We start from the raw sequence: 24933 nt of genomic DNA, 5'->3' as shown, positions 1-24933 counted from the left end.
ACACGAATGGGGGCGTAATTCGCCATGCCCGAAACACACATCGACGTCGTCATTTCCGGCGCGGGCCCGAACGGGCTCATGCTCGCCTGTGAACTCGCACTCGCCGGGGTGCGACCCGTCGTCCTCGAGCAACTACCGGAGCCGAGTAGCGAACCGAAGGCCAACGGCATTGTCGGACAGGCCGTCCGGCTGCTGGATATGCGGGGGCTGTCCGATGCCGATCAATTCACCGACCTCGCCGGTGTTCCCGCACGGCCACAACCGATCCCCCGCTATATCTTCAGCGGCTTGTCGCTGGAACTCGGTGGGCTACAGCACAATCCGCTGTATGCGACCGGGATTCCCCAACCGCGCCTCACCCGGCTGCTCGCCGGGCGGGCGGCCGAGCTGGCGGTGGATGTCCGCTGGGGCCACGCCCTGGCCGACTTCCACACCCGAGGCGACACGGTGCGCATCACCGTTTCCGGCCCGGACGGGCCCTACGAGCTGACCTCGCGGTTTCTCGTCGGTGCGGACGGCGGCACCAGCCAGGTCCGCAAGCGAAGCGGCATCGGCTTCCCCGGTATCACCGCCGACGACCACATCACACGATTCGGCCACGCCACCGTGCCGTCCGAACTCCGGACCGCCGACGGCGGGATCGAGATCCCCGGTGCCGGTCGATTCTCGTTCGGGCACAACAGGGTCGAGCGCGGGATGTTCGTGTTCGCGGAACTGGTACCCGGGCGCCCGATGATCGGTGTGACCGAGTACGGCGGCGAGGCGCCTCCCGACGACATGCCGATCACCTTCCAGGAACTGCACGACAGCGTCGAGCGCGTGCTCGGTGTTCCGGTCCCCATGACTCCACCGCAGGGCCCGGGGCCACATGCGCTGCGCCGCATGGCCGATCAGAACACCCGGCTTGCCGAACGCTACCGCGAGGGTGCTGTGTTTCTGCTCGGCGACGCGGCCCACGTGCACTCCGCGATGGGCGGTCCCGGGCTGAATCTCGGCCTGCAGGATGCGATCAACCTCGGCTGGAAACTGGCGGCCGAGGTGCAGGGCCGGGCGCCGGCGGGACTGCTCGACACCTATCAGTCCGAACGCTATCCGGTGGCCGAGCGCGTCATGATGCACAGCCTCTCGCAGACCGCCCTGATGGCCCCCGGGCCCGAGGTCACCGCGCTGCGGCAGCTGTTCGGCGAGCTGCTGCACATCCCGGAGGTCACCGCGCACATCGCGAATCTCCTTGCGGGATCGGATGTCCGCTACGACATCGGCGACGACCATCCGCTGGCGGGGCGCCTCGTTCCGGACTTCACCGTCACCGTCGATGAGCGGCGGATGCCAGTCGCCGAACTGCTGCGGACGGCGCGGCCGGTGCTGCTGGACCTCACCGGAACATTCGGCGAGGCCGCGCAGGGGTGGGACGATCGTGTCGATGTGGTCACCATCACCGCCACCGATGCGGAGGCCTCGGCAACCGCCCTCCTCATCCGTCCTGATGGTTATGTAGCGTGGGCCGCAACGGATTCCAGCTGCGATGGCCTCCACGCGGCACTCACCCGCTGGTTCGGCCCAGCGCGGGCCTACGCCCCCGCCGACTGATCCGATACCGCCGCGATATTCGCTACTTCGTCCCGGCATCCACCCGATCCCCGCCTCACGGCCCCAGGGGGCCGTGAGGCGGGGAATACAAGGCAGCCGCAGGGCTGTGAAGCGGCGAATACTAGGCGCCCCGGGGCCGCGAGGCGCGGGATACTGGGCGGCCGCAGGGCCGCGACGGCATTCGTCGTCCCGGCGTGTTTTGGCCGGGATCCAGCGCACCGCCACCGGGTGGATCCCGGCGACAGTATGTCGGAATGGCGGGTGGCGTGGTGGGGCTACAGGTGGAGCCAGGTCGGCCATACCTGTGACCATGGCTTGCGCTGATCCGTGCATTTCCAGATCGTCACGTTCTGGGTGTTGCCGGGGAAGCCGAGGCGGGTGTCGAGCTTTCCCACGGGTTCGACGTGCTCGAACTGGGTGCGCAGCACCGCCTCGTAGCCTCCGACGGCGAGCACGTCGGCGTCGTCTGGTGGCGTGCCGAAATAGCCGAAGCCGCGGCTGGGGCTGTAGATCGGCGGTAGGTCGTCGCGGCCGAGCTGGTCCAGAGCGCTTGCCTGCCAATAGGTGTCGGTGATGATGACGGTGTGCTCCCGCCGGTCGGGCGGGAGCGCGTCGTACGCCGCCGTCACCGCGTCGTCCAGTTCGGGCGAGCCGAAGCGGCCGTAGACGCCGATCGCCAGTGCCGCCTCGGCATCGTCGCGCGGCGGCGCGACCTCGTCCGCCGGGCGCCAGGACGTGGAGTTCAGGGTCACCGCCAGCGCCCAGGCCGCGAGCGCGATCACCACGGCGCTCGCCCCGTATCGCCAGCGCGGCCGCCACTGCCGGAGCACCGTGACGACACCCACCGCCCCGGCCGCGATCACCACGCCGTACATGCCCGCCGAATAGTAGATCCGGCCCCCGGTAACCATGAACACGAGGAACAGCACCAGCAGCGTCGCACCGAGAAAACGGAAGTCCCGCAGCGATTTCCAGCGTAGCAACACCCAGAGGCCGAACAGCAGCAGCGGTGCGCCGAGCAGTCCGGCCACCATGACCGACATCGGCACGAACATCAGTTTCCCGCCCAGCACGTCCTGTTCGCCAGCGATCTCGGTGCCCATCGACAGCTGCGGCCAGTCGTGTCGTGCCTGCCAGAGCAGCTCCGGGATCGCCGACACCACCACGACGGCCCCGCCCAGCCACAGCAGCGGCCGCCGCACCAGATCCCTGGGACCGAATACCAGGCTGGTCGCGGCCAGCGCGACCCAGAGGAACGGAATCAGCCACTTCACCTGGAAGTCGACGACGGTCACCAGCGCCGCCGCCAGCAGCAGCACGTCGCGGCGGGTCCGCACCCAGCGCACCAGCAGCCACGTGATGATCACCCACAGCGCGGTGTCCACCGCGTTCGTGGTCAGCATCGCCCCCTGCAACAGCAGGAACGGCGACGACGCGTACCCCACGGCCGCCAGCACCTGCGCCGCCCGCCCGCCGCCGAACTCCCGAGCGAGCATGGCGCACAACACGATTGCCGCCACCGTCAGCGTCACCGCGGGCAGCCGCAGCACCAGATAGGACCCCGGCGCCAGGACGTCCATCAGCCGGGCCACCAATGGCAGCACCGGACCCTGATCCGCGTACCCCCACGCCGGGCGCCGCCCTGCCGCCAGAAAATACAGCTCGTCCCCGAAGTACCCGTACCGCGACGCCGAGAACACCAGCACCGCCGCCGATACCACCGCAATCACCGCCACCGCGGGAACGGCCAGGGGCGGCCGCTCAGCGCGCGCTGCGTCGAGCGGACGATCCACCAGGTCGGTCACCGGCGCCTCCACGAGTCGGATCAACGGACCCGCCGAATCTATCGGTCCCCCGGCCCCCTGACGTCCACCCGCCAGGCGAGTCGCCGCCACTATGGCCGGACCTGGTATCGGTCCTGCGGTAACCCGCTGTCCGGGCGCCAGGGCGCCCGGACAGCGGGTAATAGGGAGACCTGCACGGGTCACGCGTGCAACGAGACGATCTGGACGGGCAGCGGGTGAAGCGGGACTTGCGCGGGCGGGGATTGCGGTGCGGTGGGGCGCGGGCTTCATCCGGCGCTGTGCGGCTTCCCGTACTCGGCGGCAGCGGGGTGGAGCGGTTACGGTGGCTGCGAGTTCGATGGTGGAGAGGCTAAGACGGTTGTTGGCGAACCTAGTTCGGTGTGCGGTTGGTGTGGCGGTGCTGGCGGTGGTGCTGGCGGCTCCGGGGGCGCGGTTCGGATCGGACTGGGACGAGGCGGACTGGTTCGCACATCAGCAGATCGACTGGCAGGCCTGCCACAGCGAGAGCCTGGACGCCGCCGGTGCCGAGTGCGCGGCCGTGCCGGTTCCGCTGGACTACGCGAATCCGTTGGGGCGCACCATCACTGTCGCGATCTCACGGGTGCGGGCGGCGGATCCGCAACAGCGGCGCGGCGTGCTCTTCTCCAATCCGGGTGGCCCCGGCGCGGCGGGTCGCGACAGCATCGAGCTGCTCGGCGATGTGCTCAGCCCGCAGGTACGGGCGCAATACGATCTCATCGGCATGGATCCGCGCGGAGTCGGGAAGTCCGACGGCGGGCGGGAATGCGGCTGGGCGGCGGGCGAGATGGTGCACTCCGCGGGCCTCGACCTCGACGGCTTCCTGCACGACACCGGCCGCGCCGCCACCATGGCGAGGGACTGCGTGACCCCCGACCCGGAAACCGCCCGGCAACTCACCACCCGCAATACGGCCCGGGACATGGACGTGGTGCGGACGGCCCTGGGCGAGCCGCGCATCAGCTACTTCGGCGTCTCGTACGGCACCTACCTCGGCGCGGTGTACACCCAGTTGTTCCCGCAGCACAGCGACCGCATGGTGTTCGACAGCGCGATCGATCCGGACCGGTATTGGGAAGGCCTGGTGCAGGATTGGGGCCCGTCCGACGAAGCGGCCCTGGACGATTGGGCATCCTGGGCCGCGACCCGCGACGACACCTACCACTTCGGCAGCACGGCGGAGCAGGTGCGGACGACGATCGAGGACCTGATCCGTTCGGCGGCGGGGGAACCCATCGTCCTCGACGGCTTCCGCGTCGACGACCACTGGCTCCCGTTCCTGCTGCACAACTTCCTCAACAGCTTCCGCTCGAATCAGGCTCTGGCCGACAGCATTCGGGAGCTCGCCGATGCGGCGGGCCGTCCGCCGGGAACGGCGCAGACGCCACGCCTGCAAGCCTTCCTCGAGGCGCTGCGCGACGAGGAGAATTCGGAACTGGCCTACATCGCCTGCGGTGACGCCGCCGCTCCGGAGGATCCGGCGTGGTACTGGAACACTATCGAGGCGACCCGCGAGTCACAGCCGGTGTTCGGGGCGATGGCCGGCAACATTCAGCCGTGCGCCTTCTGGCCGCGCCCGGCCGAGCCCGCGACCGTGGTCCGCAACCCGGTACCCGCGCTGATCCTCGCTGCGACCGGCGATCCCCGCACCCCCTACCCGCACGGCGTCCGGCTGCACGAGCACCTGACCGCCTCCCGCCTGGCCACCCTGCAGGACGTCCGCATCCACATGACCTTCCGCCCCGACCTCAGCACCTGCATCAACGACACCATCAACGGCTACCTCGCCACGGGAACCCTCCCCGCCACCGACATCACCTGCCACCCCGACCAACCACCCCGATAGCTTCCCGCGCGAGGGTCAGGCGGGGTGCCATTCGACGTAGAACTCCGCGCCGATGGCGCTCAGGGCCTGGCGGACGCCTTGGGGCGCCCAGCTGACCTTCGGGTCGTGGCGCACGATCGGGTCGCGGCCGGTGACCGTGTGCCCGCTGGTTTCCAGTTCGAATTCCCCCGCGGCGAGGATGTTCTTCAGCCAGTCGACATCGCGGCCGTAGGTGAGCGCGACCCGGTAGACGCCATCCTGCGAGAACAGCGTGACCGGCGTCCGGTAGACCCGGCCCGAGTTCCGGCCCTTGTGCACGATGATTGCCAGTCCGGGCGCGCGCCCGGCGACCAGCCCCGCGACCCGGTTGGTGACCCGTCGGTTGAACTTCGCCAGCGCCTGCGGCAACGGCATGAGCTTCCCCTCTCGGATGTCCTGCGTTGCACAGGCTACGCCCACACCCTCGGATCCGCGTCGCGTTCGGCCCGGCAACCGCCTATGCCATTGGCACGCAACCCCATTCGGCAGCGCGTCATGGCAGCCATTCCCGGAACCGCACCCGCTGCCCGGGCCGGACCTGGGCCAGCACGTCCACGTCCGGGTCGATCACCGTCGCGACCACGGGGTAGCCGCCGGTGATCGGATGATCGGCGAGGAACACCACCGGCTGTCCCGACGGCGGGACCTGGATCGCGCCCAGCGGCATCCCCTCGGTCGGCAGTTCCGCATCGCCCGCATGCGTCAAGGGTGGGCCGTCCGCCCGGTCCAGGCGCACGCCGACGCGGTCGGTATCGGTGGAGACCTGCCAGTATCCGGTGAACAGATCCGCCGGACTGCCGAACCAGTCGTCCCGGGGGCCCAGCCGCGCGCGCACCGTCACGGTGTCGGTGGTCAGCGCCGCCACCGGCGCGACCTCGACCGAAGGCCATGTCCGCGGCGGATGCCCGAGCGGCAGCTCGTCTCCGGCCCGCAGCGGTGCGGGCCCGAGCCCCGCGAGGGTGTCGCGGCTGCGGGAGCCGAGCACCGGCGTCACATCGATGCCGCCCCGCATCGCCACATAGCAGCGCAGCCCGGCCTCGGCGATGCCGAGTTCCAGCCGCTGGCCCGCGTCGAGGAACAGCACCGACGCCGTCGCCTCCGGGCGGCCGTCGACGCTCATCGGCGCGGGCGCGCCGGTGACCGCGACCATCGCCGGTTCCGGGAATTCGAGGCGCAGCCCACCCAGCACGCATTCGATCGCGGCCGCCGATTCGGGATTGCCGACCAGCCGATTGGCCAGCGTGAACGAGCGCCGGTCGGCGGCGCCGGATACGCCGACCCCGGCGTGAAACCAGCCGTGCCGCCCCAGGTCTTGGATCGTGCTGAGCAACCCGGGGGCGACGACGCGCACCGCCATGCCGTTCACCGGACCTCCTCACACAGCGACCGTTCCTGCCCGCGGCCGCTGGTCGCAACGCGTGCAATCGTTTTCATGCCTCCCCCGCCCTGACGAACCGGACCCGGGCGCCGGGACGCAGCAGCGCGGGCTCGGGGCGTTCCAGGTCCCACATCCGCAGCTCCGTGGTGCCGATGATGCGCCAGCCACCGGGCGTGCTGCGCGGGTAGACGGCGCTGTATCCACCGGCCAGCGCGACGGATCCGGCGGGCACCACCGTGCGCGACTGCGCACGCCGGGGAACCGTCAGCCCCGCCTCGGGGGATTCGAGATATCCGAATCCCGGCGCGAAACCGATGAACGTACACCGCCATTCGGCCCCGGTATGCCGCTCGATCAGGTCGGGTACCGAAATGTTCAGCAGTGCGGCGGTTTCCGCGAGATCCGCACCGTCGTAGCGGACCGGAATCCGCACCGCCTCGGTCGCACCGGCGGGTTCGAGGCGATGCGTCGCGGCGGCCTCGGCCACCTCCCGCAGCCGGGCCTCCACCTTGTCCACCCGCACCCGCGGGTCCAGCGTGACCAGCACGGTCTGTGCCGCGGGCAGAAAGTCGCGGACTCCCTCGATCGGGCGGCGGGCCAGCTCGTCCACCAGCCCCGCCAGGGTGTCGGCATCGGCCGGGACCAACTGCAGCGCCCGGTCCCCCGCGGGCAGGATCCGTAGCACTCGGACGTCGCGTAGCGTCGATGTCTCACTCATGCGAATGCCTCGACCCCGATACCCTTGCCCACCAGCGCATCCCGGATCGCCCGCGCCATCGCCACGGCCCCCGGCGAATCGCCGTGCACGCACAGGCTGCGGGCATGCACGGCGACCCGAGCCCCGTCCACGTCGCTGGTCTGTCCATCGACGGCGATCGAAACCGCTTGCGCGAGTGCCGATTCCTCGTCCAGCACGCTGCCGGGCGCCGAGCGCGACACCAGGGTCCCGGCCGGTGTGTACGCGCGATCGGCGAATCCCTCGGCGTAGAACTCGATTCCGGCCGCCGCCGCGGCCGCCGCCAGCTGCGACCCCGGCAGTCCGAGCAGTCCGAGCCCGCCGAAGCTCGCCGCCGCACCGGCCACCGCGTCGGCGACGGCCCGGTCCGCCGAGGCCGCGTGATACAGCGCCCCATGCGGTTTCACGTACCGGACCCGGTCCCCCGCGGCCCGCGCGAACGCGTCCAGCGCGCCGATCTGGTACAGGCATTCGTCGGACAGCTCGCGCGGCGGCACGGCCATCGCGCGGCGGCCGAACCCGGCCAGGTCGCGATAGGAGATGTGCGCGCCGATCCGCACCCCGCGCGCCACGGCCAGCTCGCAGGTGCGCCGCATGATCGAGGGGTCGCCCGCGTGGAACCCGCAGGCGATATTGGCACTGGTGACGATCTCGAGCAGGGCGGCATCGTCACCCATGGACCAGGCGCCGAACCCCTCGCCGAGGTCGCTGTTCAGATCGATCATCACACTCACCGCCTCGCGAAATCGCTTATCTCACACCAGTTCCCGGCCCCGCGTCTCGGGCAGGCCGAACAGCGCCAGCACCGCGATCGCGTAGCCGAGCGCCCCGAACAGCATGGCACCCGCCAGCCCGAGTGTCGTCGAGGCCAGGTAGCCGACCGCGGTGGGGAAGACCGCGCCCACTCCGCGGCCGATGTTGTAGGTGAATCCCTGACCGGTACCGCGGAATTCGGTCGGATACAGCTCTGCCAAGTATGACCCGAAGCCGGAGAAGATGGCCGAGGTGGAGAAGCCCAGCGGCACACCGAGCACCAGGACCAGGGTGTTGGCGCCGTCCGGAATCTGGGTGTAGGCGACCATGAAGACCACCGACAGCACCGCGAACAGCTGGATGTTGCGCTTGCGACCGATCCGGTCGGTCAGCACGCCGCCGGTGACATAGCCCAGGAACGCGCCGCCGATCAGGAAGAACAGGTATCCGCCGGTCCCGACCACGGTGAGGTCGCGACTCTTCTTCAGATAGGTCGGCAGCCAGGTCGCCAGGGTGTAGTAGCCGCCCTGCACGCCGGTGGCCATCAGGCTCGCGAAGAACGTAGTACGCACCAGGTCGCGCCCGAAGATCACGCCGAAACGCCCGCGCTCGCCGACCGCCCGCTCGCGCTTGGCCGTGACCGCCTCGGCATCGGTGACGCTGCGGCGCACCCACACGATCAGCAGCGCCGGCAGCGCACCCGTGAAGAACAGCACCCGCCAGGCCAGCGACTCGTCGAACATCTGGAACACGACCGTGTACACGCAGACCGCCAGGCCCCAGCCGACCGCCCAGGCGCTCTGCACGAAGGCCACCGCCCGGCCGCGGTACTCCGGCTTGGCGTATTCGGCGACCAGAATCGCCCCGGCCGCCCATTCGCCGCCGAATCCGAGGCCCTGCAGCGCGCGGAACACCAGCAGCGATTCGAAGTTCCAGGCCAGGCCGCACAAGACGGTGAACAGCGCGTACACCGCGATGGTCAGCTGCAGCGTGCGAACCCGGCCGATCCGGTCGGCCAGCACACCGGCGATAGCGCCGCCCGCCGCCGACACCACCAGGGTGACGGTGGTGAGCAACCCGGACTGGCCGGTGCTGATGGCGAAGTAGGACGCGATCGCGCCCAGCGACAGTGGCAGCACCTGGAAGTCGTAGGAATCCAGGCCGTACCCGCCGAAGGCGCCGAAGAAGGCACGCTTCCCGGTGGCGCTGAAGCTGCGGAACCAGTCGAAGAAGCCCGCGAACGCGCGGGTACCGGCCGAAGCGGTGGTGGTGGGCATATCCGTCATGATGACCCCTCGGGCATCTCGGGGAGGGTGTGGTGCAGGTCTCGATCGTACGAAATCGTTCAACGATCCTGCAATACCACGAACGGATCGTTCTGGAATCGTGGCGCCGAGCGGGTAACGTCGATCCCGCACAATCGGTCGGCACCACGAGGAGGACTTCGATGACGTCGGCGTCTGCCAGCACACCGCCCGGCGCGGCGGTCGAGGGCTATGCGGCGCTGGCCGCGCACCGCGGGCGCCTCGATCGCGCCAGCCGCAGCGCCCAGGTGGCCGATATCGTCCGGGACCGCATCCTGGACGGCACGTTCCGGCCCGGCACCCGGCTGTCGGAGCCCGATATATGTGCGGCGCTGAAAGTTTCGCGCAACACCCTGCGCGAGGCGTTTCGCACGCTGATCGAGGAGCGGCTCGTCGTACACGAGCTCAATCGCGGTGTGTTCGTACGGATTCCGAGCGCCGAGGACGTCGCCGAGGTCTACAAGTGCCGCCGCATCGTCGAATGCGCCGCGCTGCGTGACCATCCGCGCACGGGCGCCGATCTGGGCCCGGTCGCGGCCACCCTGGTGCGCGCGGATCAGTGTGCGGCACAGGGTGATTGGACAGGTGTCGGCACGGCCGACGTCGACTTCCACCGCGCCGTCACCGCGCTCAACGACAGCCGCCTGCTCGACGCGCTGATGTCGAACGTCTGGAACGAGCTGCGGCTGATCTTCCACGTGGTGGCCGATCCCAATGCCTTCCACCACCCGTATCTGCGCCGCAATCACGAGGTGCTCGACACCCTCGCGGGCGGACGGGCGGCGGACGCGGCCGATATGCTCGCCGACTATCTCGGCGATGCCGAGTCACAGATCCTCGCCGCCTACGCCGGTATCGATCAGGCCTATTGACATGGGCGAGGTCATCGCGGTCTACGACCGGGCCGGGCGCGAGATCGGCAGCGCCGAGCGGTCGGTGGTCTACGCCAAGGGGCTGTGGCACGCCAGTGCGGGAGTGCTGGTGCGGTCGGGCGACGGTGCGCGGCTCTACGTCCATCGGCGCACCGACAGCAAGATGGTGTTCGCGGGCATGCACGACTGCCTCGCCGGGGGCGTACTGAGCCCCGGCGAGGACCCCGCCGAGGCGGCGGTGCGCGAACTCGGCGAGGAGTTGGGCATCGAACTCGGCGCCGACGACGGGCCGCTCCCGCTGGCCACCGCGTCGTGGGACGGCGTCTGGCAGGGCGCGCCGATGCGCTGCCACCTGTTCGCCTACCAGCTGCGCTACGACGGCCCCATCCGGCACCAGCCCGAGGAGATCGCCGACGGCTGGTGGTGGACCGACGCGGAACTCCGTGCCCGCCTTGACGATCCGAGCTGGCCGTTCGTCCCCGACACCCGTCAGCTCATCGACGACCTACTCGACTGAGCTCCCGGCCGAACCCACCCACGCCATCCCGGCACGCTCGACCACGTCATTACCGGCACGCTCGACCACGTCATTACCGGCACGCCTTTGGCCGGAATCCCTACGTCTCGATCGGATTCCGGCCAAGAGCGTGCCGGTAATAAGAGTGGCTGGCGTCAGCCGGAGGAGGTGACCGCGCCCGCCCAAGCCGCGAAGGCGCCCGGGTTGCGGGTTTGCAGGAGCACCCGACCCGGGCCGGTGAAGTCGAAGACGAGGCCCTCCCCCGATTTGAAGGACTGCAGCGACCGGCCCGAAACCGCCCGGCGGATACTGAAGTTCATGGCCAGGTCGTAGGCGACGACATGTCCGCTGTCGATGGTGACCGCCTCGCCCTGTTGCAGATCGATCACGTCGATGGCCCCGAACACTCCGAGCACCACCTCGCCCTGCCCGTGCGCGCGCAGTCCGAATCCGCCCTCGCCGCCGAACAGGTTCGCGAACCCGGCCCACTGCGTCTCCACCTGTACGCCATGGGAATTGGCGCACCAGCTGCCGCGGCTGATGAAGAACGGGCGGTCCGGGGCGATCGGCAGCGCGAGCATATCGCCCGGCAGGGCGGGCGCGACGTCGACCCAGCCGCCCTGCGGCGGCGCGGTGAACGTCGACACGAAGAACGACTCCCCGGCCAGCACCGACCGCTTGAGCCCGGCGAGAATCCCGCCCTCCGCCTTGGCGGCCAGCGTGACCCCGGCCGAATGCGCCACCATGGCACCGCTTTCCACCCGCATCGGCTCGCCGCCGGCCAGTACGCAGCGCGCGATCGTCGACGAGGGGTTGTGCCGCAACTCCACCTTCACATCCGCGAACGTTAGCACCGCAAGGTGTCGATCAGGTCGAACTCACATAGCCGTCGGCTACCGTCAGCGCCTCGTCGACGATGTCCAAGCCCTGCCGCAGGTCCTCGGCCGAGGTGGTCAGCGGCGGCGCGATCTGGAAGCGGTTGGCGACGTTGAACGGCCACACGCCCCGTCCCTTCGCCGCGGCGGTGACGCGCTGCATCGGTTCCGCCGCGGCGCCCGCGGCGGCGAACGGGATCAGCGGTTCCCGGGTGCCGCGGTCGCGCACCAGTTCCAGCGCCCAGAAGAAACCCATCCCGCGCACCTCACCGACCGACGGATGCCGGGCCGCCAAGTCCCGCAGTCCTTTTCCGAGCACGTCGGCGCCCACGGCGCGGACGTGGTCGAGGATGCCCTCGCGTTCGAACACCTCGACCGAGGCGACCCCGGCCGCGCAGGCCAGCGGGTGCCCCGCGTAGGTGAGTCCGCCCGGATAGACGGCGTGGTCGTAGCGCTCGGCGATGCGTTCGGCGATCAGGACGCCGCCGAGCGGAACGTAGCCGGAGTTCACGCCCTTGGCGAAGGTGATCAGATCCGGCGCGACGTCGAAGGCCTGCACCGCGAACCACTCACCGACGCGGCCGAATCCGGCCATCACCTCGTCGGCGATGTAGACGATGCCGAATTCGTCGCACAGCGCCCGCACCCCGGCCAGGTATCCGGGCGGCGGCACCAGTACCCCGTTGGTGCCCACCACGGTCTCCATGATCAGGCCCGCGATGTGTTGCGGCCCTTCCAGTTCGACGACCTGACGCAGATGCCGCAGCGCCGCGTCGCACTCCTCCTCGGGAGTCGTTGCGCCCCAGGCCGATCGGTACGGGTAGGGACCGAAGAAGCGCACCACGTCCACATTGGTGGGTTCGGCTCCCCAGCGGCGGGGCTCGCCGGTCAGTCCGATGGCGGTGCCGGTGCCGCCGTGATAGGAGCGGTAGGCCGACAGCATCGTCGTGCGCCCGGTGTAGCTGCGCGCCAGGCGCACCGCGTGTTCGACCGCTTCCGCGCCGCCGGTGGTGAACAGCACCCGGTTCAGGTCGCCGGGGGCACGCTCCACGATCAGCCGCGCCAGTTCGCTGCGCGCCTCGTTGCCGACGGTCGGCGAGATCGTGGTGAGCGATTTCGCCTGCGCCACAATCGCTTCCACCACGTCGGGATGCTGATGTCCGATATTGACGTTCACCAGCTGCGACGAGAAGTCCAGATAGCGCTTGCCGGTCGCGTCCCAGAACCACGATCCCTCGGCGCCGGTGATCGGCACCGGGTCCACGCTCGCCTGCGCGCTCCACGGATAGAAGACGTGGTCCATCACATTCCCCTTCTCACCAGATCCACTGTCCGGTCTACCGGACACAATCACGGCGCGGTGCCGGTCGTTTCCGTCGCGACGACGGGTGCGTCCAGGCGGGGCAGCACCGATTCGCCGTAGGCCTCGAGCGTCGCGGTCTTCGCGTCGTGCTGCAGATACACGGCGAACTGGTCGACGCCGAGTTCCGCCAGCTCGCCCAGCCGGGCCAGGTGGTCGTCCGCGGTGCCGAGCAGGCAGAACCGGTCCACGATGGCGTCGGGTACGAAGTCGGCATGGGTATTTCCCGCGCGACCGTGCTGGTTGTAGTCGTAGCCCCGCCGCCCGGCGACGTAGTCGGTCAGCGCGGCCGGGACCTCGCCGCCCGCACCGTATTTCGCGACGATCTCGGCGACGTGGTTGCCGACCATACCGCCGAACCACCGACACTGCTCGCGGGCGTGTTTCAGCGCGGCCACCGTGCCGTCGGTGATGTAGGCGGGCGCGGCCACGCAGACGGTGATCTCGGCGGGATCGCGGCCCGCCCGCTCGGCGGCCGCCCGCACCCGGCCGACGGTCCACGCGGTGATGTCCGGATCGGCCAGTTGCAGGATGTACCCGTCGGCGACCTCACCGGTGAGATCCAGTGCGCGCGGCCCGTATCCGGCCACCCACACCTCGAGCCGCGACGCGTGTGCCCACGGGAACCGGATCGTGGTCTCGCCGACGCGCGCGCTGCGCCCGTTGCCCAATTCGCGGATCACCTCGACGGATTCGCGCAGCGTCGCGAGCGTGGCCGGTCGTCCGCCGAGGGTCCGGACCGCCGAGTCGCCGCGGCCGATACCGCACACGGTCCGGTTGCCGAACATGTCGTTGAGCGTGGCGAAGGTCGACGCGGTCACCGTCCAGTCCCGGGTCGACGGATTGGTCACCATCGGCCCCACCACGACTTTCCTTGTGGCGGAGAGGATCTGGCTGTAGATGACATAGGGCTCCTGCCACAGCAGATGCGAATCGAAGGTCCACACGTGCGAGAACCCGTGTGTCTCCGCCACCCTGGCCAGCTCCACCACGCGCGAGGCCGGCGGCGTGCACTGCAGGACCACACCGATATCCATGTCGCACACTCCGTTCCGGTGCTCAGAGCAGGTTCTGCGAAAGCCCGCGCTCGAGGAACCGCCCGTCGCCGGGACGGCCCAGATAGCGGCCCCCGTCCACGATCACCCGGCCCCGCGACAGCACGGTGTCGACGTGCCCGTCGATCTCGAAGCCCTCGTACGCCGAATAGTCCATGTTCATGTGGTGGGTCTTGCCCACGCCGATGCTGGTATGCCCGTTCGGGTCGTAGACGACGATATCGGCGTCGGCGCCCGGGCTGATGACGCCCTTTCTCGGATACATCCCGAACATGCGCGCGGGCGTCGTGCAGCAGACGTCGACCCAGCGTTCCAGCGACAGCCGCCCGTCCACGACGCCCTGGAACATCAGATCCATGCGATGCTCCACACCCCCGATGCCGTTGGGAATCTTGCTGAAATCGCCGACCCCCATATCCTTCTGATCCTTCATGCAGAACGGGCAGTGGTCGGTGGCGACCGTGGTGACGCCTCCGGTGCGCAGGTACCGCCACAGCTCGTCCTGATGCCCCTCGGCGCGCGAGCGCAGCGGCGTCGAGCACACCCACTTCGCGCCCTCGAAGCCCGGCGCGCCCAGCTGCTCCTCCAGCGACAGGTACAGATACTGCGGACAGGTCTCCCCGAAGACGTTCTGCCCCTTGCTCCGCGCCTGCACGATCTGCTCGAGGGCCTGCTTGGCCGATACGTGCACCACATACAGCGGCGCCCCGGTCACCTGTGCCAGCATGATCGCCCGGTGCGTGGCCTCTTCCTCGAGCTGCCAGGGCCGGGTGGTTCCGTGATAGTACGGGGCGGTGTCGCCGCGCCGCAGCGCCTGGGCGACCAGTACGTCGATGGCGATGCCGTTCTCCGCGTGCATCATCAGCAGTGCGCCGAGCTCCGCGCTGGTCTGCATGGCCCGCAGGATCTGTCCGTCGTCGGAGTAGAACACGCCCGGATAGGCCATGAACAGCTTGAAACTCGTGACGCCCTCGGCCACCAGTTCCGCCATGCCCTTCAGGGATTCGTCGTTCACGTCGCCGACGATCTGATGGAATCCGTAGTCGATCGCACAGTTCCCGGCCGCCTTGTCGTGCCAGGCGGCGATCGAATCCTGGACGCGCACACCGGGTTTCTGCACCGCGAAGTCGACGATGGTGGTGGTCCCGCCGAAGGCCGCTGCGCGCGTGCCGGTTTCGAAGGTGTCCGACGCCTCGGTGCCGCCGAACGGCATCTGCATGTGCGTGTGCCCGTCCACGCCACCGGGCAGCACGTACTTCCCGGCGGCCTCGATGACGGTGTCCACGCTCGCCGCCGGGTCCGCACCGAGAACTGCCGAGCCCGGCCGGAGCACCGCCGCGACGGTGTCACCGTCGATTATCACGTCCAGCGGCTGAGATCCCGTGGCGGACACCACCGTCCCGCCACGAACGAGTATGCGTGTCATCAGGGCTCCCGTAAGCGTCGGGGTCGTCGTGCCCAGTGTCGCATTCACCCAGTTCCCGCGCGGCCGAACGATCACTCCGCCGCGGGGCCGCCGGTTTGTTCTCCGGCGGTCCCCGGAACCGAAATCAGCGTCGGCGGGTCAGAACCGCACGCCCTCCGACCGCTCGCCCGCCGGGCACGCCGCGTCGACCGAGGCGGCGCTGTGCGGCGGGATGGCCCAGGTGACCGGCAACTCCGTCCACGGGCACACGACGGTCCCGGTGACGGCCTGGGTATCGGGCGTGCTGTTGTAACAGATCGTCTGGAAGCAGTAGACGCCCGTGGGGACGGCGACGGCGGGCGCCGGGCCCGCCGCGAGCACCCCCGCGCTCACCATCGCCGTACAGACCCCCGCCAGACCGAAAGCGACGCGTTTCATCCCTTGCTCCGTTTCTCGCCCCGGCGCCGCAGCGCCGCTTACCGTCGGATACGAGCAATTGCGCAGCAACTGTAACTCCGCCACACCCCGCACCGCGGGAACCGCGCCCGGCACCCCGTCCGCGCATCCGGCCGAACTCGGACCGATCCGCCCATCCCCACCACAGCGGCGGCCGGGCGTGGAATGATGCCGGGCGATATCGTCCCCGTACCACCCTGATGTAGGAGGCCAACCCCGGTGAACAGCGTCGCGCAACCTCAACAGCCCGGTATCGACCGTCCGGAACGCCGGATTCGCAAGCAGCGCAAGACATTGCGCCGCATCGGGCTCGTGGCCGCGGGTGTGGCGATCGCGATCGTGGTCACCGGCCGCGCCTTCGCGGCCCCTCTGCCGGCGCACACCGCCGGCCCGGGCTGCATGACCGATTCGGGCGCGCAGCCCAACGGCAAACAGTGGCCCGCCGAACCCGCGATGGCGATCGACCAGGGCTTCCCCTACTCCGCGACGCTGCAAACCAACTGCGGCGCCATCACCCTGTCCCTCGACGCCGCCCGCGCGCCGCGCACCGTCAACTCCTTCGCCTTCCTGGCCGGTGAGCAGTACTTCGACCACACCCGCTGCCACCGCCTGACCACCGAGAGCATCTTCGTGCTGCAGTGCGGCGATCCGACCGGCACGGGCACCGGCACTCCCGGCTACCGGTTCGATGACGAAAACCTCACCGGCGCAACCTATCCGGCCGGAACGGTGGCCATGGCGAACTCCGGCCCCAACACCAACGGCAGCCAGTTCTTCCTCGTCTACGCCGACAGCCCGCTGCCGCCCAAGTACACCCCGTTCGGCCGCATCACCGCCGGAATGGACGTGCTGCAGAACATCGCCGGGGGCGGAGCCAGGGACGGCGCGCCCGACGGCCCCCCGGCCACCGATGTGTCCCTCGAGTCCGTCACCGCCGGGCAGGGCTGAGAACCACCGGCCCGGACCCGGCCGCAGAAGCCGGGCGCGGCCGCCGATCCAGGCCCGGTTGCAGATCCGGGCCCGGTTGCAGATCCGGGCCCGGCCACCGATCCGGACTCGGGCGCAAGTCCGGACCCGACCACCGATCCGAACACGGTCGCAGATCCGGACCCGACCACCGATCCACACTCGGTCCCAGATCCAGACCCGGCCACTAATCCGGACTCGGGCGCAGATCCGGACACGGGTGGTCGGGTCCGGACCCGGGCCGCCGCCCGGCCCGGCATCGACGCCGCGCACTCGCTCCTGGTATCAGCCCAGTCGCAACATATCCGGCCATGCCCGCGACCACGGCTCCCGTGGTCCGTCGCACCGCCGAATGGGCACATCGCGGGTCAGCTCCGGGATCCCGAGCCGCGCATCTGCCCGGCCGAGTTCGGTCACTGTGGCGCACCGCGAGCGGGGTTCGCTGCCGTCACCGCCGACCCACACCACGGTCGTCGCCGTATCGGGCGGCGTCCCGAGGTAGCCGAAACCGCGGCTGGGGCTGTAGATCTCGGGCAGTCCGGCATCCTGCCGATAGACCGCCAAAGCGCCTGCCTGCCAATACGAGTCGGCGACGACGACCGCGTGCGCGCGCTCCGGTTCGGGCAGCGACCGGTAGGCCGCGCCGGTGGAATCCGCCAGTTCCGGCCAGCCCAGTTTCCCGTTCGCACCCAGCGCCGCGGCGAAATTCGCGTCGTCGGGCACCGGCTCGATATCGCCCTCCGGCCGCAGCGGCAGCGAGGCCGCCACCAGTACCGCCGAGACCACGACGAGCGGCACCACCACGACCTTCCGCCAGCGCGCCACCGGGCTGCGCGTGCACCACACCGCGCCCGCCGCCATCACGGCCGCGTAGCATCCGACCGCGTAGTACGGCCGCCCGTTGGTGATCAGGAACGCCACCGTGAGCACCAGCGGCACCAGCCCCAGGAATCGGTACGGCCGCAGCGTCTCCGCGCGCAACAGGGCCCATATTCCGCCCAGCAGCAGGATTCCGCCCAGCAGGCCCGCGGCGATCAACGCCATCGGCACCCAGGTCAGACGACCGCCGATCCCGTCCTGTTCCGCCGCGATCGCCGCCCCCATGCCCAACTGCGGCCAGCCGTGGGCGGCCTGCCAGATCAGGCTGGGGATCATCGTCAGGACCACCAGCGCGGCACCGGCCCACAGCGCGCGACGCCGCAGCAACTCCCGCGGCCCGAAGATCAGCACGCCGACGCCGACCGCGAGCCAGAAGAACGGAATCAGCCACTTCACCTGCATATCGACGGCCGTCGCCAGGGCCGCCCACAGCAGCAGCGCGTCCCGCCGCGTCCGCACCCAGCGGATGAGCAGCCAGCTGATCAGCACCCACAGCGCGGTGTCGATCGTGTTGGTGGCCAACTGAGTTCCCTGCACGAGCAGGAACGGTGAGGTGGTGTACGCGAGGGCGGTCAGCACCTGCGCCGCCCGCCCGCCGCCGAACTCCCGCGCGATCTGCGCGCTGACGAAGATCGCCGCGACGGTCACCAGCACCGCCGGAATCCGCAGCGCCACCATCGATTCCGGCGCCACCAGATCCATCAGCCGCGCGATCACCGGCAGCAGCGGCCCCTGGTCGGCGTAGCTCACCGCCAACCGGCGCCCCGCGGCGATGAAATACATTTCGTCGCCGAAGAATCCGTACCGGCCGATCGATACCAGCATGGCCGCCGTCCCGATCGCGGCCACCGCCGAGACCGCACCCGTCGCGTACCGCGGTGACGGCGCACGCGTATCTTTTTGCGGCAGCTCGTCTTCCAGCATCCTGGTGCTCACCCGTTCTCCTTCCGTGTGGCCACGTCGTACAGCCGGCACAGATGGGCCGAGTACGTGGGCATGTCGAAGTTCGACTCCCGGATCACGCGCCCGGCCGCGCCGTCGATCGAATCGCGAATCGACTTCGCCATCGCGACCGGATCGAAATCGCCGAACTCCCCCGTGCGCTGTCCCGCACGCAGCATGTCGATCAGCGGCTGGATGATCGCGCGCTCGCCCTCCCCCATCGCGAAACGCGGCCGCCCCTCGTCGTCGCGCAGATTCAGCACCACATCCGTCATCGCCGCCACGTACGTCCGGTTCGCGTCGATGAATTCCAGATTCGACGACAGATACGCCATCAGCTGATTGCGCGCCCCCTCGGTGGCGCCGACGCGCGGCGCGATCTGTTCGGCGGCGGAGACGTACAGCTGGATCACCAGCTGCGTCATCAGGTCGTCCTTGCCGTCGAAGTGGTAGGAGATGACGCCCTTGGAGATCCCGGCCTGCCTGGCGATCCTCGCCAAGGAGGCGTTGCCGTAACCGATCTCGGAGATCACCTCCACGGCGGCGGCGATGATCTGCCGCCGCCGCGCCTCCTCGATGAACGACCGCCGTTGTCCATTCGGACTATTTTCTGGCCGCATGGCCAAATTTTAGCGCGACCGGTCAGGTCATGTCATCTCCGCCGGTCGCGGTCACATCGCGTGCCACGGCGGCGTCAGATCGGCGCCCCTCGCCACCAGCGTTCGAGCAGATCCTGTCCGGAGCTCCCGCCCGTGACGACCATCCCGCACTCGTTGCGCGGACTGGTCTCGAACCGCACGACCACCGCGCCGCGGTCACGGACCGTCCCCCATGTCACCGTTCCGGTACCCGAGGCCCGCTGCCATCGCTCACTGCCCTCGGCTTCCGTCGGCACCTCGTAGCCACCGCCGCCGATCTGACACCGCACCGTCAGCAGGTCGACCGGCTCGTGATTTCCGGTGCACTGCACCCGCATCTCGGATCCCGCCGGCGCGGTCAGGTCCATCGGTCGCCCCGCGGGATCCACCGCCGCACATCTGATTCCCTGATAGCCACTGTCGGCCGGGGTCGCAGGCAGCAGCCCGGGGAACCTCGCCGCCACGACCCCGTGGCTGCCCCACGTCAGCACGACGCCGGTGGCAGGAGCGGTCGGCGATGCGGTGGGACCCGCCGACGTCGGGGCAGGAGCGGGTACCCCGACCTCGGGCGACCGCATGGTCGCCGCGACGGCGCCGCCGGCCGTCGCGGTCGCCACGACGAGCCCGCCCGCGATCCAGCGGGCCGCCCGCCGGTCCCGCTTCGCCGGCCCGGCCGGAACCGGCAGCCGTCCGGACAGCGCGACCATCGCGGCATCCGCCAGCGCACCGCACGACGGGTAGCGCTCGTCCGGCTGCTTCGCCAGCGCACGGGCGACCACCCCATCGATATGCGGCGGCAGCCCGGCACGCACTGCGGTAGGCCGCGGCGGTGGATCCGCGATATGCGCCCGGACGACCGCGGCCGAATTCGCGCGAGGATAGGGCTCCACGCCGGTCAGCAACTCGAACAGTACGCATCCGAGGGCGTACACATCCACGCGATGGTCCACCGGCTGCCCGGTGAACAATTCCGGCGCGGCGCAGGCGACCGCGGAGGACCCGGACTCGGCCCGCGGGGCGCCCGATTCCACGGCGGCCCAGGCGATCCCGAAATCGGTGACGAGGACCCGATCCGGCCCGGCGTGACGCGGCGCTACCAGGATGTCGGCCGGTTTCACGCCGCGATGCACCAGCCCGGCCCGGTGCGCCGCATCAAGCCCCCGGGCCGCCTCGGCCACGATGTGCGCCGCCCGCCGCGGCGGAAGCCCCGACGGTGCGCGGCGCAGCAGCGCGCCGACGTCCGAGCCGTCGACGTACTGCATGGCGATCCACGGCCGACCGTGCTCCACGCCGCGGTCATGCACGGCAACGACATTCGGGTGGTCCAGCCGCGCCGCGAGATCCGCGCCGCGCACGAACCCGGCGCACGATGCCTCGTCCCCCACACGGTCGTCCGACAGCACCTTCACGGCATCCCGCCGCGGCAGCCGCGGGTGTTGCGCCAGGAACACCGTCCCCATCCCGCCCCTGCCCAGGACACGCTCGAGGCGGTAACCCGCGAACAGGGCGCCCGGACCCGGATTCCCGGTCATCCCGGTCCGCTCGCTACCAGTAGCGCGTACTGCGCCGCGGTCTTCTGCTGCGTGCGCACGAGGTCGCGGCCGGCGACGCGCGCCAGGTAGCGGCCGTAGTGGATCCGGCACTCGTATTTGGCAAAGGACTCCTGCAGATCGATCCGCTCGGCGCACACGGCCTCGGGAAGACCCTTGGGCGCGGCGGCCGCACGGCGCAGCGGCCCGATTCCATCCTCGCTCTCGACCGCGCGGCGTGCGACCGCCGCGGTCGGATACCGGGCCAGCGAGGAATGGCCGCTCACGGCGCCCAGCTCGACGGTCGGTACCGTCCTCGGGCGCGCGCCGCGCAGCCGCACCGCGTGCGGGCCGAAGACGACACCGCTCGCCCACACCGTGCTGGCCCATCCCGCATGCGGCCCCGTACCCAGCTCTGCCACCACGGGATACGGCCACCCCCCGGGTCGTTCGGGCACCAGACGCCGCAGCATACCGTCGCGGTCCAAGGGCAAGGTGGCGAACCGGTCCCGCGGCGTCGGCACGAAGCTCTTCAGCCGCGCCAGCTGGGCCGTGAAGGCCCGGCCGGCGAGCGCCCCCAGTGCCGATGCGTCGGGGGCCGTGTGTCCCACCAGCAGGCTGATCACCATCGACTCGTGCGCCATGGTCGCGGCCAGCGTGGGCACGGCGGGCCGCCAATGGGCCCGGGCCTGCGCGAATCCCGGCACCGCCAGGGGCACGTTGTCGGTATTCACGGCGGCGTCGGCGGAGTCGATCTCCTGGGCCGCCTGCCGTGCGGCCTCGGCATCGGGGAATCGCAGCAACACCACGGTCAACAGCCTGGAGGCGCCCACGATCGGACCTGTCGACAGGTTCCGGTCGCTCGCGGTCACCGAGAATCCCGCCAGCATGCCGCGCTGCTCCAGCACCGTCCGCGTCGGCGCGGCCAGCAGCCCCAGGGTCTTCGCCGGTGCCGGGAGTGGCTGCGCTCCCGCGGGCGGCCCGAAGGCCAGGTCCGGATCGGCCTCGACCGGATCTATCACGGCCTCACCCATCCGCACCGATTCCACGACGCGGCCGTACTTTTCGTCGCTGCCGTGCGGCTCGGGCGGCGGCTCGGCAGGGTATCTGCCGACCTCCAGTGTCGCCAGCTGCGAGGTGAACGGCACCGGACTTCCGGACACGACACAGCCGGCGAGCAGCATCGCGGCGCATGCCACGACCACCGTGGTGCCGCACCGCTCCGCGGTCTTCCGAATACCCTTGTCACACTGGTACATCAGGCCACCAGCCTGCCTGCAGTTCACTGCCGGAGACGCCGCCGATCCCCTCCAACCGGCAGAAGTTGCGGTCCGGAGTGTCGAAGTACACCTCGACTCGCCCCACGACATCGTTGCGAGTATTCGTGAAGTTGCTCCACCGGATCGTTCCGGATCCCGAGGAACGAGACCAACGCTCCTCGCCCTCGACCCGTGTCCTCGACACCGGCCGCATCGCCGTCCGGTCGGCATTGCAGTGGACACGCAGCAGAACCAGCGGATCCCGGTCGCCGAAGCACTGCACGTGGCCGTCGGGCCCGCGCCGGTCGAAGGAGGCCGCCCCGTTCCGCTCGTCCAGGGCCTTGCAGAGGGTCAGCTCGCCGTACCCGATGTCGTCCGGCGAGTACGGCAGCAATTGCGGAAACGGCTCGACCATGTACGCGTGGGCACCCCAGTCCGGCGATACCGGCGGTGCGGGCACGGGCTGCGGAAGTCGCAGGCCAACGCCCTCGTCGCGATCGAACCACAGCCACGCCGGGACCGCCACGGCCAGGAGCACCGATGCCAGCGCCGCGCCGATCGCCGGTGCGCGCAGGCGACGGTTTCCCGGGGATGGGACCGGCGCCATCGCGACGGGACTCGGACCCGGTAGGCCGAGAGCCGCCCGCGCCGCCGCGGCCAGTTCACCGCAGCTCGCATAGCGTGCGTCCCGGTCCTTCGCCATCGCCGTCGCGATGACCGTGTCGAATGCCGTCGGCAGCCGCGGATTCCACCGCGAGACCGGCGGCGGCGATTCGTACAGGTGCGCGTACATCACCGCGCCCGGGCTGTTCCGCGGGAACGGCGCCGAGCCCGTGAGCATCTGGAACAGCGTGCACCCCAGGGAATACACGTCGGTGCGCCGATCCAGCGGCTCACCGCTGAGCTGCTCCGGTGAGGCGTAGGCGAGGCTGGCCGCCATCCCGCCGGTACTGGCCAAGGTGGCCGAATCGTCCGCGGGACGGGCGATTCCGAAGTCCGTCACCAGCACGCGATCGGCCCCGTCCGGTTGCTCGGCGAGCAGGATGTTGGCCGGCTTCACATCACGATGCACCAGGCCGGCACGATGGATCTCGTCGAGGCCCCGCGCCGCCTCGGTGAGGATGTGCACCGCACGCACCGCATCCGGTGCACCGGCCTCGCGACGGATCAGCTCCGCCACATCGATGCCGTCGACGTACTGCATCGCGATCCACAGCCGACCGTCGTCCTCACCGCGGTCCCGGATCGCCACCAGATTCGGATGATGCAGCCGCGCGGCTATTTCCGCCTCCCGAAGGAAGCGCGCGTGGAACTCACCGTCGCCCGCCGCGGCATCCGACAGCACCTTCACCGCATCCTTGCGCGGCAGCCGCGGGTGCTGGGCGAGGTACACCGTGCCCATGCCGCCGGAACCGAGCCGGCGCTCGATGCGGTATCCCCCGAGAGTCGTACCGGTGGTGATTTCCAAACGGGCTCCCCTTCCCGCGATCCCCGAGCCGGCGCGGCGACTTCCGCACCACGGAACCTGTGACAGGTACCGGCCTCCGAATTCGGACTCTAGCAGCGCGGACAGCGGCGGCGGAGACAATCGATGGCCCCCGATTTCATGGTCTTTCGCGGGCGACCGAACGCAAAAGGGCCGCAACCCCGACGGGGTTGCGGCCCTTGCGATTTCCCGGTTTACAGGTACTGGCCGGTATTCGACTCGGTGTCGATGGCGCGGCTGGCACTGGCGTTCTTGCCGGTGACCAGCGTGCGGATGTAGACGATCCGCTCGCCCTTCTTGCCCGAGATGCGGGCCCAGTCATCGGGATTCGTGGTGTTGGGCAGGTCCTCGTTCTCGGAGAACTCGTCCACGATCGAATCGTAGAGATGCTGGATGCGCAGGCCCGGGTTGCCGGTCTCGAGCACCGCCTTGATGGCGTACTTCTTGGAGCGGTCCACGATGTTCTGGATCATGGCGCCGGAGTTGAAGTCCTTGAAGTACAGGACCTCCTTGTCACCGTTGGCGTAGGTGACCTCCAGGAAGCGGTTGTCCTCGCTCTCGGCGTACATCCGGTCGACGACGCGCTCGATCATCGCCTTGATGCACTTGGACTTGTCGCCGGTGAACTCGGCGACGTCGTCGGCGTGCAGCGGCAGCTCCTCGGTGATGTACTTCGAGAAGATGTCCTGCGCCGCTTCCGCATCCGGACGCTCGATCTTGATCTTCACGTCGAGGCGGCCGGGCCGCAGGATGGCGGGGTCGATCATGTCCTCGCGGTTGGAGGCGCCGATCACGATGACGTTCTCCAGGCCCTCGACGCCGTCGATCTCCGACAGCAGCTGCGGGACGACCGTGGTCTCCACGTCGGAGGACACACCCGAGCCGCGGGTGCGGAAGATCGAGTCCATCTCGTCGAAGAACACGATCACCGGGGTGCCCTCGGAGGCCTTCTCGCGCGCTCGCTGGAAGATGACCCGGATGTGGCGCTCGGTCTCGCCGACGAACTTGTTCAGCAGCTCGGGGCCCTTGATGTTGAGGAAGTAGGACTTGGCCTCCTTGGCATCCTCACCGCGCGCCTCGGCGATCTTCTTCGCCAGCGAGTTCGCGACCGCCTTGGCGATCAGCGTCTTACCGCAGCCGGGCGGGCCGTAGAGCAGCACGCCCTTGGGCGGCCGCAGCGCGTACTCGCGGAACAGATCCTTGTGCAGGAACGGCAGTTCCACCGCGTCGCGGATCTGCTCGATCT

22 protein-coding genes are annotated in these 24933 nt (G+C 69.9%); 5 read left to right on the top strand and 17 right to left on the bottom strand.

Translation table 11 applies throughout. The features are described from left to right. The first annotated feature begins 24 nt into the window (after positions 1 to 24). Positions 25 to 1590, top strand: a complete 1566-nt coding sequence (locus NM1_RS15800) for an FAD-dependent monooxygenase (protein ID WP_068020187.1) — start codon at positions 25 to 27, stop codon at positions 1588 to 1590. 275 nt (positions 1591 to 1865) lie between these two features. On the opposite strand, the gene NM1_RS15795 is transcribed toward NM1_RS15800, so the two are convergent. Then, entirely contained in the window at positions 1866 to 3395 is a 1530-nt protein-coding gene (locus tag NM1_RS15795; RefSeq protein ID WP_246011305.1) for a glycosyltransferase family 39 protein, read from the bottom strand. 391 nt (positions 3396 to 3786) lie between these two features. Here NM1_RS15795 and NM1_RS15790 point away from each other — a divergent pair, with 391 nt between their 5' ends. Continuing rightward, positions 3787 to 5259: an alpha/beta fold hydrolase gene (locus NM1_RS15790; RefSeq protein WP_211339397.1), complete on the top strand. Its 1473-nt coding sequence runs from the start codon at positions 3787 to 3789 to the stop codon at positions 5257 to 5259. Between the two features lie 15 nt (positions 5260 to 5274). On the opposite strand, the gene NM1_RS15785 is transcribed toward NM1_RS15790, so the two are convergent. From NM1_RS15785 to NM1_RS15765, 5 genes are all read right to left on the bottom strand, one after another. Further along, entirely contained in the window at positions 5275 to 5652 is a 378-nt protein-coding gene (locus tag NM1_RS15785; protein WP_068020183.1) for a nitroreductase family deazaflavin-dependent oxidoreductase, read from the bottom strand. A gap of 118 nt (positions 5653 to 5770) precedes the next feature. After that, the gene (locus NM1_RS15780; protein WP_068020267.1) at positions 5771 to 6634 is read right to left on the bottom strand and encodes a 5-oxoprolinase subunit C family protein; all 864 of its coding nucleotides are present in this window, start codon (positions 6632 to 6634) and stop codon (positions 5771 to 5773) included. A 73-nt stretch (positions 6635 to 6707) separates the two neighbouring features. Further along, a complete protein-coding gene (locus NM1_RS15775; RefSeq protein ID WP_068020181.1) occupies positions 6708 to 7373 on the bottom strand; it encodes a 5-oxoprolinase subunit B family protein in 666 nt (221 codons plus the stop codon). Continuing rightward, positions 7370 to 8119 (bottom strand): LamB/YcsF family protein, encoded by a 750-nt coding sequence (locus tag NM1_RS15770; RefSeq protein ID WP_211339396.1) that lies wholly within the window; start codon positions 8117 to 8119, stop codon positions 7370 to 7372. Before NM1_RS15770 ends, NM1_RS15775 begins: the two co-directional genes overlap by 4 nt. A gap of 27 nt (positions 8120 to 8146) precedes the next feature. Next, positions 8147 to 9430 (bottom strand): MFS transporter, encoded by a 1284-nt coding sequence (locus NM1_RS15765; RefSeq protein ID WP_255286193.1) that lies wholly within the window; start codon positions 9428 to 9430, stop codon positions 8147 to 8149. A gap of 161 nt (positions 9431 to 9591) precedes the next feature. Between NM1_RS15765 and NM1_RS15760 the strand changes: the two genes are divergently transcribed. After that, positions 9592 to 10320 carry a GntR family transcriptional regulator gene (locus tag NM1_RS15760; protein WP_068020178.1) on the top strand — a complete coding sequence of 243 codons (729 nt, stop codon included), beginning with the start codon at positions 9592 to 9594 and terminating at the stop codon, positions 10318 to 10320. A gap of 1 nt (position 10321) precedes the next feature. Beyond that, positions 10322 to 10837: an NUDIX hydrolase gene (locus NM1_RS15755; protein WP_084519676.1), complete on the top strand. Its 516-nt coding sequence runs from the start codon at positions 10322 to 10324 to the stop codon at positions 10835 to 10837. 155 nt (positions 10838 to 10992) lie between these two features. Here NM1_RS15755 and NM1_RS15750 read toward each other — a convergent pair whose 3' ends face one another. From NM1_RS15750 to NM1_RS15730, 5 genes are all read right to left on the bottom strand, one after another. Continuing rightward, positions 10993 to 11673 carry a TIGR00266 family protein gene (locus NM1_RS15750; RefSeq protein ID WP_068020174.1) on the bottom strand — a complete coding sequence of 227 codons (681 nt, stop codon included), beginning with the start codon at positions 11671 to 11673 and terminating at the stop codon, positions 10993 to 10995. 31 nt (positions 11674 to 11704) lie between these two features. Continuing rightward, positions 11705 to 13015, bottom strand: coding sequence for an aspartate aminotransferase family protein (locus tag NM1_RS15745; RefSeq protein WP_068020171.1), 1311 nt, complete (start codon positions 13013 to 13015; stop codon positions 11705 to 11707). 47 nt (positions 13016 to 13062) lie between these two features. Beyond that, positions 13063 to 14109 (bottom strand): TIGR03842 family LLM class F420-dependent oxidoreductase, encoded by a 1047-nt coding sequence (locus tag NM1_RS15740; protein ID WP_068020167.1) that lies wholly within the window; start codon positions 14107 to 14109, stop codon positions 13063 to 13065. Between the two features lie 22 nt (positions 14110 to 14131). Further along, positions 14132 to 15553, bottom strand: a complete 1422-nt coding sequence (gene hydA, locus NM1_RS15735) for a dihydropyrimidinase (RefSeq protein ID WP_068020165.1) — start codon at positions 15551 to 15553, stop codon at positions 14132 to 14134. A gap of 138 nt (positions 15554 to 15691) precedes the next feature. Next, the gene (locus NM1_RS15730) at positions 15692 to 15970 is read right to left on the bottom strand and encodes a hypothetical protein (protein WP_147288972.1); all 279 of its coding nucleotides are present in this window, start codon (positions 15968 to 15970) and stop codon (positions 15692 to 15694) included. Between the two features lie 237 nt (positions 15971 to 16207). Between NM1_RS15730 and NM1_RS15725 the strand changes: the two genes are divergently transcribed. Then, the gene (locus NM1_RS15725) at positions 16208 to 16936 is read left to right on the top strand and encodes a peptidylprolyl isomerase (RefSeq protein ID WP_246011304.1); all 729 of its coding nucleotides are present in this window, start codon (positions 16208 to 16210) and stop codon (positions 16934 to 16936) included. Positions 16937 to 17239: 303 nt separating this feature from the next. On the opposite strand, the gene NM1_RS44445 is transcribed toward NM1_RS15725, so the two are convergent. The 6 genes from NM1_RS44445 to arc all read right to left on the bottom strand — a co-directional run. Further along, complete coding sequence (locus NM1_RS44445) at positions 17240 to 18769, bottom strand: ArnT family glycosyltransferase (RefSeq protein WP_281278067.1); 1530 nt, start codon at positions 18767 to 18769, stop codon at positions 17240 to 17242. Then, positions 18766 to 19395: a TetR/AcrR family transcriptional regulator gene (locus NM1_RS15715; RefSeq protein ID WP_068020160.1), complete on the bottom strand. Its 630-nt coding sequence runs from the start codon at positions 19393 to 19395 to the stop codon at positions 18766 to 18768. Before NM1_RS15715 ends, NM1_RS44445 begins: the two co-directional genes overlap by 4 nt. Positions 19396 to 19469: 74 nt before the next feature. Further along, positions 19470 to 20945, bottom strand: coding sequence for a serine/threonine-protein kinase (locus NM1_RS15710; RefSeq protein ID WP_068020157.1), 1476 nt, complete (start codon positions 20943 to 20945; stop codon positions 19470 to 19472). Beyond that, entirely contained in the window at positions 20942 to 22201 is a 1260-nt protein-coding gene (locus tag NM1_RS43045; protein ID WP_068020155.1) for a DUF7373 family lipoprotein, read from the bottom strand. The genes NM1_RS15710 and NM1_RS43045 overlap by 4 nt, the downstream gene beginning before the upstream one ends. Continuing rightward, positions 22188 to 23669 carry a serine/threonine-protein kinase gene (locus NM1_RS15700; RefSeq protein ID WP_068020153.1) on the bottom strand — a complete coding sequence of 494 codons (1482 nt, stop codon included), beginning with the start codon at positions 23667 to 23669 and terminating at the stop codon, positions 22188 to 22190. The genes NM1_RS43045 and NM1_RS15700 overlap by 14 nt, the downstream gene beginning before the upstream one ends. A 212-nt stretch (positions 23670 to 23881) precedes the next feature. Further along, on the bottom strand, positions 23882 to 24933 hold a 1052-nt coding region (arc, locus tag NM1_RS15695), incomplete at its 5' end, for a proteasome ATPase (RefSeq protein WP_068020151.1).

The sequence above is a fragment of the Nocardia mexicana NBRC 108244 genome, assembly GCF_001613165.1.
Classification (GTDB): Bacteria; Actinomycetota; Actinomycetes; order Mycobacteriales; family Mycobacteriaceae; genus Nocardia; species Nocardia mexicana.
Note: the sequence above shows the minus strand (reverse complement) of the source record. Positions and strands in the feature narration are given on the sequence as shown.

Coding starts and splice junctions, on each gene's coding strand:
- NM1_RS15800 (WP_068020187.1), top strand. CDS start 25: ATGCCCGAAACACACATCGACGTCGTCATTTCCGGCGCGGGCCCGAAC.
- NM1_RS15785 (WP_068020183.1), bottom strand. CDS start 5,652: ATGCCGTTGCCGCAGGCGCTGGCGAAGTTCAACCGACGGGTCACCAAC.
- NM1_RS15780 (WP_068020267.1), bottom strand. CDS start 6,634: ATGGCGGTGCGCGTCGTCGCCCCCGGGTTGCTCAGCACGATCCAAGAC.
- NM1_RS15775 (WP_068020181.1), bottom strand. CDS start 7,373: ATGAGTGAGACATCGACGCTACGCGACGTCCGAGTGCTACGGATCCTG.
- NM1_RS15765 (WP_255286193.1), bottom strand. CDS start 9,430: ATGACGGATATGCCCACCACCACCGCTTCGGCCGGTACCCGCGCGTTC.
- NM1_RS15760 (WP_068020178.1), top strand. CDS start 9,592: ATGACGTCGGCGTCTGCCAGCACACCGCCCGGCGCGGCGGTCGAGGGC.
- NM1_RS15755 (WP_084519676.1), top strand. CDS start 10,322: ATGGGCGAGGTCATCGCGGTCTACGACCGGGCCGGGCGCGAGATCGGC.
- NM1_RS15745 (WP_068020171.1), bottom strand. CDS start 13,015: ATGGACCACGTCTTCTATCCGTGGAGCGCGCAGGCGAGCGTGGACCCG.
- NM1_RS15740 (WP_068020167.1), bottom strand. CDS start 14,109: ATGGATATCGGTGTGGTCCTGCAGTGCACGCCGCCGGCCTCGCGCGTG.
- hydA (WP_068020165.1), bottom strand. CDS start 15,553: ATGACACGCATACTCGTTCGTGGCGGGACGGTGGTGTCCGCCACGGGA.
- NM1_RS15730 (WP_147288972.1), bottom strand. CDS start 15,970: ATGAAACGCGTCGCTTTCGGTCTGGCGGGGGTCTGTACGGCGATGGTG.
- NM1_RS15715 (WP_068020160.1), bottom strand. CDS start 19,395: ATGCGGCCAGAAAATAGTCCGAATGGACAACGGCGGTCGTTCATCGAG.
- NM1_RS15710 (WP_068020157.1), bottom strand. CDS start 20,945: ATGACCGGGAATCCGGGTCCGGGCGCCCTGTTCGCGGGTTACCGCCTC.
- NM1_RS43045 (WP_068020155.1), bottom strand. CDS start 22,201: ATGTACCAGTGTGACAAGGGTATTCGGAAGACCGCGGAGCGGTGCGGC.